This is a genomic window from Providencia sp. 6390, assembly GCF_058148425.1.
Map to the genome: position 1 here is coordinate 100,548 of NZ_JBYVYL010000009.1, position 14,985 is coordinate 115,532.

The window sequence follows — 14,985 nt, forward strand, 5'->3', positions numbered from 1 at the left end:
GAAATTCAAGCTTCTTTAACGGTATAAAGGTATCTCACCGCTCGTAAACAACTTTTCCATTACAAATAGTGGTCACTACTTTTGTTTTTCCTATTTGCTCGGCAGGGATTATGAAGATGTCGTGACTCAATATTTGTAAATCGGCAAATTTACCAACCTCTATAGAACCCCGTTCATCCTCTAAATGTTCTTGAATAGCACCATTTATCGTATACATGCGAATAGCATCTTCAATATTGCAAGCTAGTTCTGCCTGATAAACTTTATTGTTTTTTGCTCTTCGTGTAACAGTAAATTCAAGCCCTTCTAACCAATTAAACGGGAAACAACACGCATCAGATCCCGCAGCCACAATAACCCCTTCATTAATATATGACTGCCAATCAAATAACTTAGCATTGTATTCATCAGGAATGAGCTGCTTAATACCTTCGATAATGCTATAGCCAGCAACAGGCTGGCAGGAAAGCAAAATATTATTTTTTGCCATCATTTTTGCATTGTTTATGGTGAGGTCATCACCATGAATAATAAAATGCCGTAGATCTTTATTGGGCATTATTTTTTCTGCGTATGAAAAAGCCTCGATCGCAGCATCAATCGTTTTACCACCTATTGCATGGATCCCAACCTGCCAACCAAGGCAATGCAATTCAACAATGGTTTTTTGAAGCTCTGCAATTTGCTGATTAATATTATTACCAGCAAATGTTAATTCACCATGATAACCATGACAGGAAGTTCTAATACAAGGTGAGCTATCACCAAATAATTTGATGGTATCAATCTTCAACCAAGACTTATCAAGACCAACTGGAAACTCAAACGCCTCAACACCGGCAAGAATGTGCTCAAAGCTATGGATCCCGTCTTTAGCAGCAAAAAGATCGACACTAACTCGAGTTAATAATTTATTTTCATCATGGAGTTCCTTATATAACTGAATAATTCGGCTGCTCCATGCTCCATGAAACAAATGCTCACCACCTGGTCCTAAAATATCGGTATAACTCGTGATGCCATTTTGTAATAAATGACTCTGGATCAATAAAATATACTTTTTGAGTTCCTCATCGGATAACTGAGGAAGATATTTACCAACAAGGTTCATCGCCCCCCATTCAAAAATAGTGCCATTCAAGTTACCTTGGTCATCTAACCCCACACGTCCTACTTCTTTGGGCAGATCAATGAAATCAACCTCAAATTTATCAATAACACTCTGATTTACGACTAAATTATGCAAGCTAAAATCACTAAAGCTTGCTAGTTTTTCTGGTATTTTACTGGTTAAATATGATTTATTAAGGTTAAACTTTTGGTTATCCCCATCATTTAATTCAAATTGGCATCCAATACCATATATCCAATCCCTATTTTTCTCAGTGTCTAAGTGAGCATCTAGTTTATTATTCAGATCGTTTTTTGTTTTACATTCAAATAAATTTAAGAAATCCCCTGAAATCAACATCCCTGTATGTGTTGCATGAATATGTGCATCATGAGCTGCCGGTAAAACCAGTTTATTATTTGCATCAATAACGCGAGTTTGATGGCCTATTTTTCGTCTAATTACCTCATTGCTACCAACAGCAACGATACGCCCTTTTAATACAGCAATCGCTTCCGCAAATGAAAAGTCTGGATCCACAGTGGCAACTTTTGCATTAATAATCACTAAATCAGCCCCCTGACTCATCATCATCACCTTAGGTTGGAATATAATTCAATGGATAATTCAAAGGATTAAGAGGAATAATATGAGCCCCAGCGGGTATATTGATCATTTTATTGACATCAGAAAGATTCCCCCAACCTTTCCCTGTGGTGGTTTTATTATCAAGGTCATAAACAAATACAAAAGAGAGATCGATAAGCAATTCTCGCCAAGTCACTACATAGGTTGAATCATCAAATTTATAGTAACTCACTTGATCACAACCACCATCCCCTTTCCTTATTCCATTGATCACGTTGTAACAATACCAGTGTGAATTCATATAGATATGTTCATAAACAGTGGGTATTGAAGCCGAGTAACAATATAAAGACCGGCTGCCAATCAGGTCTTTTGTAATATGAGGATACCGACATTGATCAACTTGATGATTACCGGTTAATACGATTGCTGGTGTAAAATATTGTTGATAGTTAGACGCTAATTTTAGTGGTATTGGCGCATTTTTATCAGGTGTACTGGCAGGTTGATACCGAGTCAATATAAATAATGCCTTATTGGATTTAAAATCAATTGCTATCGATACTGTGATTTCGGTATTTTCAGTGAATAAAAGATCAGCAAAGAATAAGTTATCTCTAATTTCAACTAGTTCATAATTAGCAATCGACGGAATCGAAATATCGGGATGGCTATATCCTTCGATCGTACAGGTATCTTGTTCAAAGAAAATTTCTATAATCGAATCTTCAGTTTTAAATTCAACACCCATCAGTTGCAACTTTTGGCTTTTAGGTAATCGGTTATGTGCAAGCTCACCATAACTGATTTCATAGGCAAGTTTAGCCGTTTCAGGAAAGACTTCATTAACCATTTCTTCTGAAAGTTGCCACAGCTTTTGCCCGAATTCGACATCCAAAACCCATGGAATGACCCCCGTTCCTTGGCGAGTATCTCCATTGACTTGTGAGTAATTGCAATGCTCTAAGAAAACTCCCCCCTTATTAGCAAATTCGGGATGGCAAAGTGCCATAATTTGGGTCGCTGCTCCTGCTTGCAATGATTTTACAGGTACTTTATCTGTCTCTTGCTTATCGGCTAATTCTTTGAAATCATCATGTTGCAAATGCAAATGTAGATTGGTATCAAGCACAATACCGGGAGCTACAGCAAACGCACGGACATTATAATCTTTCCAACGGCGATCAAATTCAAATGCAAACAACACATTGGCTGATTTAGACTGACCATAAGCTGTCCAGCGACTATATTCCCGATGGTTAAAGTTAGGATCAGCTAAATCAACATTACTGAGTCGATGTGCACCCGATGTCATCATCACAACTCGCGCACCTTTTAATAAGCACGCAGTCAGCCTATTAATAAGAACAAAGTGCCCTAAATGATTTACACCGAATTGTTGTTCAAACCCATCAACTGTGCATTTAAAATCCGTTGCCATAATGCCTGCGTTACCAAGCACACCATCTAGTTTAATACCCTCTAAGTAAAACTGTTTAGTGAAACGACGAATATCGTTTAATGAGGCTAAATCTAGCAACCGAATATCAAATAAACTCACATCAAATTGTGAAATTAATTCTTCATAAAGCTTTTGCTTTTTTTCTTCTGTCCGCACCGTCAATATAACATAACCCTCATGGCTAAGTATCGCCTTAGCCGATTCCTTTCCTAAACCAATGTTTGCTCCTGTAATTAAATATTTTTTATTTTTAAGTGAAATTCCATTTAATACCTCTTGCCATGTTGTATGAACATGATAATTATTTAAATTTTCGTTCATTATTATTGAGCCTTATTTCTAATTGACTTGAATATAATTTTCATAATGATGGCCATAGATATCATCAACATTATAAAATTGAATAAAAACATTGATGAAAAACTAACCCTTTCAATAAACATGCCACTCAGCATCGGTCCCAAGGCGATCCCTAACCCTAATGACAACGAAACAAGGTTCATCATATTTCCGTCAACTTCATATTCTGCCGCAATACTCATTGTAAATGGTAGGGCAAGTGTCCAGATATATTTAAAGGTATAGCAGCTAGCTATAACTAAAATAGCATTAACATTCATATACATTGCAAGAACAGAAGCAAGTAAGAATATAAAGCAAGTCACAATAACCAAATTAACCTTTTTACTGAATAAAATTGATGTTCCTGCTCCTAATATTCCAAGCATACTTGAAGAACCTAAAATATTATAAACAACAGAGAGTTCTATATTTAATGACGTTAAATATCCACCAATAAATGTCCATACACCAGCAACGACAAGATTAAATAGAAAGATACCAACTAAACATAAATACATTTCTTTTTTCATCGCGCTAGAACGAGAACTAATGACAATGCCTTGTTGTGAATGTGATTTTTCTTTGAGGATACTTTCTTCTTTCATACGCCAAATTGAGTCAATGCCCTTTGTTAAAGGCAATACACAAACTAACAATAACGACACAAAAAGATAGACAGAAAATATTCCATATTTACCGAGAAATAACGGTAATATAAATAGACCTAAACTACCAAAAACAATCTGACTGAACAGTGAGATGCTAAATGCTCGATATGAATTTGGCAACAATGCCATGCTTGAATTAGTAATGATAAAAATCGTTGATCCCGATATTGCGGCTAAGATCCTAACTGCAATATAGAGACTAAAGTGATCTTTAATTAAAAAACCAGAAATTATATTCAATACTGCTGTTAATAAAATCATAGTGACAAATATATGATACCAATTAATCTTGGTTTTTAACCAGAAGAAGGCCAACACATTTGCTGTCATACCTGTTAATATTTCTATCATATAAATAAAGCCCACCTTTTCAGGTGAAAAACCAAGCTCTTTATCCATTTGTAAAGATATTAATGGAGCCCATAAGAACGTCATAGGTACAAATATACCACCAATTATAGGAGCCAAATATACTCGCCATGTCGCTAATGGTAACCTCTGCGACTTTATAGATCCGACTGATTCACTCATATCAAACCCTCTGTTTATTTTATTTTCATTAATATATATATAAATTTTTATTTTATTTAATAGCTGAAGGTGACAACTTTTTGTTTTTACACGCCACATTGTGAAACACTAATAAATAATCATACTCAATAAATAAACAGAACATTTTTAATGCCTAAACTCTATTAATTGTTTTACATTGACATTTATAAATAAACCAAAAAATAAATTTCATTGATAAAACAACCAATAAAAATAAAATTTAAGCATAAAGTCTATTCATGACATTCAGTACAGAACAAAATTCCAATTTAGTTTATTAGTATAAATATAATCACTGGTTTTTAACGTGTTTATCAATTAACTCCCTTTATCGTGTGTAAATAGACATTTTCAGATTGCTTAATTTTCGACACAAAATATAACTATTATGGGCTTAGTGTTTTATTAATTTCTCGCCCATTTCCTATATATATAAAATAAAAATTAATTAACTCAAGAGATATTGAGGAATAAAGAATGGCTAATTCAATGAAAAAATACACTAAAAAACTATTAGTACTAGAGATATTTTCGATATTAACTGCATCCTGCTATATTCCAAAAATCAATGCAGAACCTTTTTTTGAGGATTCAACATTAAAAGGTGGCATTTATTATTGGCAAAGGGATCGTTCAAGAAAAGACGTTAAGGCTGATAAATATTCAGATAACTTAAAGCATTCTTCAGCAAATTTTGCTTTAGATTTTTCGTCTGGATATATTCAAAATTTCATTGGCGTTGACCTTGCAGGATTTTATGCATTTGCATTATCTAATGGCGGTCCCGCAGCACCAAACGAAATTGATCTTAGTAATGCTAAAACCGTTTGGGATGAAAAATGGACTGGCGATCGTAGTGGATTTTCATTTACCAAAGCCGCAACCAAGCTAAAAGCAGGGCCATTTTGGGCGAATGTAGGCTATATACAACCTGTAGGTCAAACATTGTTAGCATCTAACTGGAGTTTTTTACCCGGTACATATCGCGGTGCTGAATTGGGGGCTGAGTTTGATGCTGGCTCAAATGGAAAATTTAATATTTCCTATATGTGGACAGATCAATATAAAGCTCCATGGTATAGCTCGATGTATGATTTCCGTATGGCTGATAAAAAAACTCCGATTGATTATCTCCATTCATTAGGGGTCAAATATGATGCTAAAAATAAATTGGTCTTAGAAGCTGCTGTTGGTGAAGCAGCAAACTATATGGAACAATACTTCGGCAAGTTGTCTTACGCCTTCCCACTTGCTGAACGTGATATCAGAATGTCATATCAATTCTATGGTGCAAACGATAAGGACAATAGTGGCGGTGTCAACGATGTGTACGATGGTCTTGCATGGTTACAAGCCTTTACACTCGGCTATACCTATGACTCCTTTGACTTCCGTGTAGAAGGTACAATAGTCCATTCTCCAGGTCGTATGGGATACTTTTTACAACGTTTAACTAATCAATATGGTTCTTCTAATGGCCGCTTAGATATTTGGTGGGATGGCCGCTCAGACTTTAACGCCGACGGTGAAAAAGCGTTATTTGCAGGTGTAACCTATGATTTAACTAATTGGGATCTCGCTGGTTGGAAAGTAGGAACGTCATATATTCATGGCTGGGATGCAAAACCAAATACAATACTTGATCCAACAGTTAATCCAAATAAACGCCTCACTGAAAGTGCATGGAATTTCGATATTATGTATACGATCCAATCAGGGAAAGCAAAAGATACAACATTTAAACTTCACTATACACGTTACGATAACCACTCGAATATCCCAAGCTGGGGGGGCGGCTATAATAATATCTTCCAAGATGAAAAAGATGTTAAATTTATTGTTATGGCTCCATTTACTATTTTTTAATTTATAATCACATCATTAATTAAGTGGAAGCAATTTAATTGCTTCCACTTTAATATAAAAAAACTTACCGACGGTATTGATTGACAGTCACTAACGTCAACTCAGTTAATGCGCTATAAAATGGGCTGCCTACAACACACTTAAATTGTGTCGCAAACAAAGGTAGCCAAGTCCCTAAGTGTTCTTCAAGTAATTCAGTTAATGCTTTTTCACGTATTTCTGAAGCAAGAACTGCGGCTTGAAATAACATGAGTCCAATATGATCCGAAGGTTCTGGATAACTCGTCTGTAGTTTTAATCTCTCTCTTTTTAAAAATTCACTTAATGCGACCGTCGATGACCCATGCAATACGCCTTCAGGATCTAAGTACACAGATCCCCAAGGAGGGGCAGGCAAGCTATTAGGACCAATAAATAACCCTACCCACTGAGAATTTAATTGTTCAAAATCTATTTCTAGTGCATTTTTAATTTGTCGACTCAATGAATCATCTATTTTGCAAGGCCATTGCGTTGCAAAATCTTCCGTTTTAAAAAAATTAAGTGCGCTGTGGCTAGTTTCATCATTAGGTGAAAATAAATAACACGTTCCTAATAGGTTAAAAGCCGCAGCGTAATGCGAAAAGTGGATCATCAGTAATGTTTAAACCTTTTAAAACCGCTATTAATGTTAAATATGAATATAATAAAAACAGTAACGCAGCATAAACTCGCCAACAACCGCGCCACAGCATCCCAAGGCTAAAAATGTCTGGCTATTTACAATCGTTGTATTTTGTCTCTGAGCTTTAGCACGGCGAAATAGGCCATACCCAAGTGCAAATACCGCAACTATCGAGAGCCCCCAGCCGACGGATCGTAGCAATTCAATATCTTGATAAGCCTCAATTGACGAAATTGGAAATGTTATTGATTCATTATTATAAGTGCTATCAACCAAATAGCGTTCATAGTAAGGCTGGTACAATAAACGAATAAACAAACTCGCACTAATCACTGCACACAAAACCCAAATTCCTTGATGCGAAAACGATTTGATGATGTTTCCTTGATTAAACTTCATCAATAAATTAACCAGTAAATAATATCCCGCAGCCCCCAACGTCAATGTAGCACCATAAAACATCAAATAAGTATTATCATTCATCCATGTAAGCATGGATGTATAACGATAAATCGATGCCATCGCATAAACATCACATAACCCAGCGACTGCCGCTAAGCTTAATAATGGGTAAGATAACGCTTTTCTAAACCACGCCCATAAAAATGCTAATCCCAAAAAGGTAAAGTACGTCGCGGTAAATACCACTTCTCGGCTCAACCAAGACGAAAAAATGTTCAACAGTGAGTTTGGCGCATTGAGCGGTACACCTAAGTGAGTAATTGAAGAAATTAACCCGACCCCAGCAAATGCGCAGCTAACAAAAAGGTAACCAAGTAAAAATGAGCGACTCATTCCCTGTTCGAATAAACTCGCTAATTTTTTAGCAGAGAAAACTAACATTAGCGTTAAACCAATAGAGGTTTGCATCAAAAATGTAAAAAGTAATAATGGCCATTCATTCATTTTTTCGCTCCTTGATACGCCATAGCATGACGACCAGCACCTTGATGCGGGTGGACAACCAAATTTGGATGAGTAATTGAAGGATCAGGCAATCCTTTTACATCTGCTTGTGAACCATAGCGTGCTCTTAATTCATCAATTGGGCCAAACTGAATCGCGCCTAAAGGACATGTCGCCACACAAACTGGAGATTCGCCCTTTAGTTGTAAATCAATACAAAAATCACATTTGGACATTTGCTGAGTTTCTGGGTTCATCTGTGGTGCACCGTAAGGGCATGACCATGCACAAGTACCACAACCAACACATTTATCCGTATTAACCAACACAATGCCATCCCCCTCTCGCTTGTGCATTGCTGTTGTTGGACAGTTTTTTACACACATTGGGTCTTTGCAGTGGTTGCATGAAATAGATAAGGTATAAGCAAAAACATTATTTATCAGCCCGCCAGTCCCATTCTCAATGAATTCTCCGCCGGTTACTTCATAGACACGGCGAAATTTGCGTCCGACTTCAAGGTTATTTTTATCTTTACAGGAAACCTGACAGGCTTTACAGCCCGAGCAACGCGCAGAGTCAATATAAAACCCCAGCTGTCGATCACTCACTGCGGGACGAACTTCAAATTTACTCATACTTTGCTTACCTCCACCAATAAGGTTTGATGGGCATTACCATGTGCCATTGCTGTGCTGCGTGCAGACGTTAATACGTTGGCACACCCTCCTTGATCGATTCCTTTCTCATCGGGCATCCACCATGCTCCTGCTTGTAAAGCGACAACGCCAGGCATGATCCGCTGCGTGATCTTAACAGGCACCATCGTGGTGCCACGGTCATTACTGACTTGAACACGTTCGCCCTCTTCAATACCACGTTGCAGGGCATCAATCGGGTTTATCCACAGTTCTTGCTGCTGCACTTCTTGTAACCAAGGATTTGCAAACTGCGTTGAGTTAGCACGATTACGTCCTTTCCACGTGATCAGCTGCAAAGGATAACGATGTGTTAATCTATCTTCAGGCCCTTCAATGGCAGGCACATAATGTGATAAAGCAGGAATATCTCGATTATTGCGCTCATACAACCGTTTAGAGAATATTTCAATTTTGCCTGATGGCGTTTCAAATGGGTGTTTTTCAAGATCTTGAATATTTTTTTCAAAAGCAACGTGACCTGTGTGAGGTTTATGTTTCAATAAGTGGCGACGTTTAACTAGCAGCTCCTCAAAAGTTGGAATACCATCTTCAGGGCGTTTAGCGTGCGCATCATTCACTAAAAACTCTATCCACTGTTTTTCTGTGCGCCCTTCACTAAATTGCTCACCAACACCTAATTTATCAGCCACATCACACAACCAATCATAGTCATTTCGCCGCTCAAATTCAGGCTCGACCACTTTTTCAGACAAAATAATGTAATCACCTGGCCCCCAAGTCCCACCAATGTTCCAACGTTCTAAGAAGCTAGTTTCAGGTAATAATAAGTCAGCATATTTTGCGCTTGGTGTGAGATAAAGATCGCTACAGACAATAAATTCAACTTTGCTTTCGTCTTCCAGCACTTTCGCTGCATGCAAAATATCAGGGTTCTGATTAGTCATATAATTTCCCGCCAGCGAGAAAATCATTTTGATTTCAGTATCCAATTTTTCTGCATTTTTTAAGCCATTATCAGGCGTCACAAGTGCCGCATTTTCACAAGCTTGCACCCAGTTCGTAATATTGATTTTGGCTTTAACTTTATTTTCAAATAGGCTAGGCCCTGCGATCGTTTTTCGTAGGTCGGGTGTTACAGCCATGCCATAACCAGCAGCCCAACCACCACGAACACCCACATTCCCCGTGATAGTTGCTAGCAAGGTCGCACCACGTGCAGAGCGTTCTCCGCAAATATGGCGTTGCGGGCCCCAACCTTGCATTAATGCTGCAGGCTTGGTTGATGCATATTCTCTCGCGAGTTGTTTGATCGTTTCTGCGGGAACTTTAGTAATCGGTTCTGCCCATTCAGGTGTTTTAACAACACCGTCTTTTTTACCCATTAAATAAGCAACTAATGATTCATTTTCAGCGACGCCTTCTGGCATCTGATGTTCATCAAATCCAAGTGTATATTTATCGATAAATGTTTGATCATGTAAATTTTCACTGATGATCACATACATCATCGCATCCATTAATGCATTATCTGTCGTCGGTAAAATGGGGATCCATTGGTCAGCTAAAGATGAAGCTGTATCTGAGTAGCGTGGGTCAACGACAATAAATTTAGTGCCGTTTTTCTTCATTTTTTGAAAATAATGGTTGGTATGACCAAAAATAGTTTCATTTGGATTATGTCCCCATAAAATAACTAAAGGGGTATTTTCTAATGTATCAAGAGTGCTACCACTTGCTGAAGTGCCATAAGTATAGGGCGTCACTGCCATCGTGTTACCATTACTAACCGAATGGTAATTTTCCAGAAAACCGCCCGTCAAATTAAATAATCGGCGCAACATGTTGGCACCTGAAAAAATTCCCCCTGTAACTCCTGTGCTTAGGCTCACAAACCGCGAAGCTGGACCGTATTGATCGGTAATACGCTGCCATTCACTCGCGATTAGGGTGGTAGCCTCTTGCCAACTGATGCGTTCAAAACGGCCTTCACCTCGCTTGCCGACTCGTTTCATTGGATATTTCAAGCGATTTGGATGATAAACAAACTTGCGGTAGCTTCTCCCACGCACACAAGCTCGCATAATCGGCATTTCCTCATCAAGATCAGCATCAGGCCGTGTGCTGATACGAGTGACAATGCCTTCTTTAACATGCGCTCTAATATCGCATTTACCACCACAGTCAAAACTACTGCATGTAGAAACGACCCGTTCAGTATCCTGAATTGATATGTTTTTTGTTGGGATCACTGACGGGTCTGTAGGGATAGAGGCAACTGACTTAGACGCTAAAAAAGGCACAGCCATTAGTGCAGAGCTGCCTTGGATAAACCGGCGACGACTTAACGGACCAATCAGTTGCTCATCAGACTGATTGTGCTTACTTTCCATAATAACTCTACCTCAAAAATACATTATGTTGCCGTGTCATAGTAAACATTTATTGAGTTGCCAACTTTCGAAAAATAGACAATGATATTTGAATCTCAGCCAATAAGAGCGACTATGCGAAATATTCCACTTAAAAGCGTCGATGATGTAAAACGTGATGTATTAGCGATCGGCACCGACTACCTCCCGAATGTATTACTCAATTCACATGTTCATCGACGTGCTCAATTTTTGTATGGTGCGACAGGGTTAATTGAAGTCAGTACAGCTGATGGTGAGTGGGTTATTCCGCCGGATAGTGGTGTTTGGATCCCTGAAAATACTGCGCACGAAACACGTATGTTGAATGTAAGCACTCGCAGTTTATATATCGAACCTACCGCGGCACCACGGCAAAATCAGAAATGCGAAGTTTTACGAGTATCGCCATTATTGCGCCAGCTATTACTTGAATCTGTTGATATGCCGATAGAATATGAGCTTAATGGGCGAGATGGCATGTTGATACAGTTAACCTTACATGAGATCGCGCGCGCTGAACCACTGCCTTTTTATGCGCCAATCCCTCGAGATGCAAACTTAGCCAAACTCTGTCGAGAGTTCCTAAAATCGCCAAAAATCACATCATTACCCCATGAATGGGCTGAAAAACTACATAAAAGTGAACGTTCTTTTAGTCGTTTTTTTGGGGCGCAAACTGGCCTGTCATTTTCTGATTGGCGCCAACAAGCGTGCTTACTCAATGCAATCACGCATATTTCAGCAGGGAAGTCGATCACTGAAGTCGCATTTGATTTGGGATATAACAGCGTTGGGTCGTTTTCAACCATGTTTAAAAAGTGGCTGGGGCAAACACCATCCAGTTTTATTCAACGTATTGCCCAATAAAAAAATCGGTTGAACCGTAAGCCAAACGTCTCATAAGGGGAGAAATAGCGACGCTTTTTTATCGTATATCATTCAGGGCTGCCCCCCTGAATTTACTTAATAAGTCGATAATACTTACAGTGCAACCAAAACTGTTACCCTCGTCATACTTCAAATTTCAGGACTTTTCGTTGAGGTATAAGTAACGATGCTACGCTCGCCGAGTTACATCATTTATCTATGCTCCCCGGCTATCTTCGCTTATCGCCCACCCGCAACTCAAATTATTTAGAGCGTATACCCTTTAAAATAGGTTACTCATAGGTAGCGATCAACCATGCTGATCCATAGTAATTTCCAGCCGCGGCATTCTCTCCTTTTATATGGCTCGAAATACTGACTGTATTAAGTTCATTAAATTCGACCTGCAAAGCTTGCCCTGTTTGTCCTGAAGCCTCATCAGTCAGTGTTAATTCGCTGTAAATAACATCATTACCGTCTGTATCGTTAGTTAAAGGCAAACGTTTCTGTGGGTCACTATCTTTAGTGTAATCTAAGCGTAAGCGAACCTTCGTTCCAGAGGTAAATTGACAAATGTAGTTCACTTTCTCAGTTACTAGGCTGTCATACTTGATGCTATTAAGACCCCCATGGCTTAGGCTCACCGTTTCTGCTTGCCCTGTGCTGGTCATCGTTGAACATTTAGAGTTAAGATGTATTTGAGATGCCTCGAGCCGTAGCGGTGCTGTTGTTTCATTTATTGACCAACTATCATAAGGTGGGGGGGTTCCTGCCGCAGTAAAAGCTCGTACATATCCGCCCAAATCTATAGGGGCAATAACCAATTGATTATCAATAATTTTTTCATTGACATAGAATGTCAAACCCATTGGGAAATGAGTTGTAAACGACGATGATGGAAAAACCTCACCACCATAACCATTGGAACAAATACCTGCATCTCCCTTTATCCAATCCGTCAGTTTTGTCTCGATAGTCATGAGTAAATTACTATGAATTTGATATGCAGGTTTTCCTTCTATATTCGTTCCAGCCATTGGTAGATACATAAATAAGCGATGAAATGCATTCTGAGCAGAGATTGGTTTACTCGTATCTCCCCACTCTCGTCCATGGCATTTAACGCTTCCTGATACATCAACACCAGCACTTCCAATATCAACTTGTATCACACTACCAATACGATAATATTTTTTCCCATTTGTTGCAGTGATGGGAGGGTCTATTAATTGGCTATCACGCTCTAACTTAATTGTGTAGCCTGAGGAAGGATCCTGAATTTGCGCCGCATAATCCGCGACTGCAATTGGACATATCATGATTGATAATGACACCAGCGTCATATTCCAATATTTAGCAACTACACCGTTATCATGATGAGATTTTAAGTCAAACATAGCTGAGCTCCCTATTACTCATACATCACTAAAACCGTCATGGATGATGTAAACCGACCGCTTGATAATTCATCCGCTGGTATGGTCCCTACAAGTTGTGCTTGTATATCAGTACGATATTCAGTGGCATTAACTTGAATAGGATGAATGGCTTGGATAGCATTAACATCAAGGAAACGTATCGTCCCCTCTGTAGTTTCATTGAATTGAATACCCAGACCTTTTATTGTCGTTGCTAATAATGCTTGACCATTATGCATCAATGTATTGCCATCTCGGGTATTCAACGTAATGGCAATACTTTTATTAAAATCACAGCCAGACAAATAAATTGGAAAATCTCTATCAACCGTATTTCCATTCAGTTGCTCTGAATTAACCGTACCAAAATCAATTACCAGCGGAGAACTATAGTTTTCACTGCGGATATCACAAACGGGCGTTAGCATGGTCGCATTTACTTCAACAAAAATATCAGATAAAGCAGATGAACTACCTAATAGCAGTATCAGGCCGATAATAAAATGTTGTTTCATTATTCATACTCCACTGCAAATGTCGCTGTTCCTTTAAAATCCCCCACCTTAATATCACCCGTTGCAGGTTTACGAACAAAGACGCCAAAATTTAATTTCTGCCGGTCCTCAACGACAGAAATTACGCCAACATCTATTGGAGAATTCCAAACAATAGGCTGCTCATTTTTATCTACTTCAATAATCCCAAGTAACGCACCACTAGCACCTTGTGTGTTTAAATATTCATGTCCATCAACTTTAATCAATTGACTACTTTTCCAAGTCATACGAATCGTTTTATTCAAGTTAGCCTCACTGCACTTTTCTATTTCAAGAAAAAAAGGCATCACATCACTGGAGCCAAACTTATTAATGTATTGCCAACGCAAATTATCTAACTTGATTTGTTTATTCACCGATTCCGCTGAAATTTGGCAGCTATTACTAATAAGCTCGCCTTTAAACTCCACATCCAATTGATTATTCGAAAATGCGCTAGATAAAATTCCAAATAACATTAGGAAAAAAAATATCTTATTCATAGCTCACCTCTAACCTTAATACACGCTGATCCTCACTCAGAATAGGAAGTGTTATTTTGTTATTTCCATTACGCAAACTTGTTGGTAAACGTTCTATCGCTTGTTCTTCCCGCACGTCATAGAATCCCAATATTACGGGGGTATTAGCTGTATTATTGGGAATATCACTAGTACGAAAAACAGCTCCAGCTCCACATCCAGTCAGAAGTACGGCTTTGTCCGTGATTAAGTTGCAAGGGGCATTAAAAATAGCAGCATTGACTCTTACCCATCCTTGTAATGGCTGCTCATATTTAAATTCTTCACTTGGTGTATTTGGCTCGGGAGTCTTCGAATGCGCTAAATAGCTTGCCATACCACCAATAATCAGTAGCAATAACACTCTCATTTTTTGTTTCATAATGACCTTACTCCACCTAAACATGGATA

The 14,985-nt window shown here is 38.4% G+C and carries 13 protein-coding genes; 2 read left to right on the top strand and 11 right to left on the bottom strand.

The genetic code is table 11. The annotated features are described in order from the left end of the window. Positions 1-34 precede the first annotated feature (34 nt). Genes AC3Z9T_RS17535 through AC3Z9T_RS17545 form a run of 3 tightly spaced genes read right to left on the bottom strand, consistent with a single transcriptional unit; the run spans position 35 to position 4,702 of the window. Positions 35-1,699 carry an amidohydrolase gene (locus AC3Z9T_RS17535; protein WP_490127379.1) on the bottom strand — a complete coding sequence of 555 codons (1,665 nt, stop codon included), beginning with the start codon at positions 1,697-1,699 and terminating at the stop codon, positions 35-37. A 10-nt stretch (positions 1,700-1,709) separates the two neighbouring features. Beyond that, positions 1,710-3,482: an SDR family NAD(P)-dependent oxidoreductase gene (locus AC3Z9T_RS17540; RefSeq protein WP_490127380.1), complete on the bottom strand. Its 1,773-nt coding sequence runs from the start codon at positions 3,480-3,482 to the stop codon at positions 1,710-1,712. A 2-nt stretch (positions 3,483-3,484) separates the two neighbouring features. After that, on the bottom strand, positions 3,485-4,702 hold the full coding sequence (locus AC3Z9T_RS17545) for an MFS transporter (RefSeq protein ID WP_490127381.1): 1,218 nt from the start codon (positions 4,700-4,702) through the stop codon (positions 3,485-3,487). A 498-nt stretch (positions 4,703-5,200) separates the two neighbouring features. Between AC3Z9T_RS17545 and chiP the strand changes: the two genes are divergently transcribed. Next, entirely contained in the window at positions 5,201-6,589 is a 1,389-nt protein-coding gene (gene chiP / locus AC3Z9T_RS17550) for a chitoporin ChiP (RefSeq protein ID WP_490127382.1), read from the top strand. A gap of 64 nt (positions 6,590-6,653) precedes the next feature. Here chiP and dmsD read toward each other — a convergent pair whose 3' ends face one another. Genes dmsD through AC3Z9T_RS17570 form a run of 4 tightly spaced genes read right to left on the bottom strand, consistent with a single transcriptional unit; the run spans position 6,654 to position 11,211 of the window. Then, complete coding sequence (gene dmsD, locus AC3Z9T_RS17555) at positions 6,654-7,223, bottom strand: Tat proofreading chaperone DmsD (protein ID WP_490127383.1); 570 nt, start codon at positions 7,221-7,223, stop codon at positions 6,654-6,656. Positions 7,224-7,259: 36 nt separating this feature from the next. Next, complete coding sequence (locus AC3Z9T_RS17560) at positions 7,260-8,159, bottom strand: dimethyl sulfoxide reductase anchor subunit family protein (protein WP_490127384.1); 900 nt, start codon at positions 8,157-8,159, stop codon at positions 7,260-7,262. Continuing rightward, the gene (locus tag AC3Z9T_RS17565) at positions 8,156-8,797 is read right to left on the bottom strand and encodes a DMSO/selenate family reductase complex B subunit (RefSeq protein ID WP_490127385.1); all 642 of its coding nucleotides are present in this window, start codon (positions 8,795-8,797) and stop codon (positions 8,156-8,158) included. The genes AC3Z9T_RS17560 and AC3Z9T_RS17565 overlap by 4 nt, the downstream gene beginning before the upstream one ends. Continuing rightward, on the bottom strand, positions 8,794-11,211 hold the full coding sequence (locus tag AC3Z9T_RS17570) for a DMSO/selenate family reductase complex A subunit (protein ID WP_490127386.1): 2,418 nt from the start codon (positions 11,209-11,211) through the stop codon (positions 8,794-8,796). The genes AC3Z9T_RS17565 and AC3Z9T_RS17570 overlap by 4 nt, the downstream gene beginning before the upstream one ends. A gap of 114 nt (positions 11,212-11,325) precedes the next feature. Between AC3Z9T_RS17570 and AC3Z9T_RS17575 the strand changes: the two genes are divergently transcribed. Continuing rightward, positions 11,326-12,099, top strand: coding sequence for an AraC family transcriptional regulator (locus AC3Z9T_RS17575; protein ID WP_490127387.1), 774 nt, complete (start codon positions 11,326-11,328; stop codon positions 12,097-12,099). 293 nt (positions 12,100-12,392) lie between these two features. On the opposite strand, the gene AC3Z9T_RS17580 is transcribed toward AC3Z9T_RS17575, so the two are convergent. Genes AC3Z9T_RS17580 through AC3Z9T_RS17595 form a run of 4 tightly spaced genes read right to left on the bottom strand, consistent with a single transcriptional unit; the run spans position 12,393 to position 14,944 of the window. After that, positions 12,393-13,496, bottom strand: a complete 1,104-nt coding sequence (locus AC3Z9T_RS17580) for an MrpH family fimbial adhesin (RefSeq protein ID WP_490127388.1) — start codon at positions 13,494-13,496, stop codon at positions 12,393-12,395. Between the two features lie 14 nt (positions 13,497-13,510). After that, the gene (locus tag AC3Z9T_RS17585) at positions 13,511-14,032 is read right to left on the bottom strand and encodes a fimbrial protein (RefSeq protein ID WP_490127389.1); all 522 of its coding nucleotides are present in this window, start codon (positions 14,030-14,032) and stop codon (positions 13,511-13,513) included. Then, positions 14,032-14,556, bottom strand: a complete 525-nt coding sequence (locus AC3Z9T_RS17590; protein WP_490127390.1) for a fimbrial protein — start codon at positions 14,554-14,556, stop codon at positions 14,032-14,034. Before AC3Z9T_RS17590 ends, AC3Z9T_RS17585 begins: the two co-directional genes overlap by 1 nt. Further along, positions 14,549-14,944, bottom strand: coding sequence for a fimbrial protein (locus AC3Z9T_RS17595; protein ID WP_490127391.1), 396 nt, complete (start codon positions 14,942-14,944; stop codon positions 14,549-14,551). The genes AC3Z9T_RS17590 and AC3Z9T_RS17595 overlap by 8 nt, the downstream gene beginning before the upstream one ends. Positions 14,945-14,985: the final 41 nt, after the last annotated feature.

Bases quoted from the DNA above. Each gene is read 5' to 3' on its own strand.
- AC3Z9T_RS17535 (WP_490127379.1), bottom strand. From the start codon at position 1,699: ATGAGTCAGGGGGCTGATTTAGTGATTATTAATGCAAAAGTTGCCACT.
- AC3Z9T_RS17590 (WP_490127390.1), bottom strand. From the start codon at position 14,556: ATGAATAAGATATTTTTTTTCCTAATGTTATTTGGAATTTTATCTAGC.
- chiP (WP_490127382.1), top strand. From the start codon at position 5,201: ATGGCTAATTCAATGAAAAAATACACTAAAAAACTATTAGTACTAGAG.
- AC3Z9T_RS17540 (WP_490127380.1), bottom strand. From the start codon at position 3,482: ATGAACGAAAATTTAAATAATTATCATGTTCATACAACATGGCAAGAG.
- AC3Z9T_RS17585 (WP_490127389.1), bottom strand. From the start codon at position 14,032: ATGAAACAACATTTTATTATCGGCCTGATACTGCTATTAGGTAGTTCA.
- AC3Z9T_RS17575 (WP_490127387.1), top strand. From the start codon at position 11,326: ATGCGAAATATTCCACTTAAAAGCGTCGATGATGTAAAACGTGATGTA.
- AC3Z9T_RS17560 (WP_490127384.1), bottom strand. From the start codon at position 8,159: ATGAATGAATGGCCATTATTACTTTTTACATTTTTGATGCAAACCTCT.
- AC3Z9T_RS17570 (WP_490127386.1), bottom strand. From the start codon at position 11,211: ATGGAAAGTAAGCACAATCAGTCTGATGAGCAACTGATTGGTCCGTTA.
- AC3Z9T_RS17595 (WP_490127391.1), bottom strand. From the start codon at position 14,944: ATGAGAGTGTTATTGCTACTGATTATTGGTGGTATGGCAAGCTATTTA.
- AC3Z9T_RS17580 (WP_490127388.1), bottom strand. From the start codon at position 13,496: ATGTTTGACTTAAAATCTCATCATGATAACGGTGTAGTTGCTAAATAT.
- AC3Z9T_RS17565 (WP_490127385.1), bottom strand. From the start codon at position 8,797: ATGAGTAAATTTGAAGTTCGTCCCGCAGTGAGTGATCGACAGCTGGGG.
- dmsD (WP_490127383.1), bottom strand. From the start codon at position 7,223: ATGATCCACTTTTCGCATTACGCTGCGGCTTTTAACCTATTAGGAACG.
- AC3Z9T_RS17545 (WP_490127381.1), bottom strand. From the start codon at position 4,702: ATGAGTGAATCAGTCGGATCTATAAAGTCGCAGAGGTTACCATTAGCG.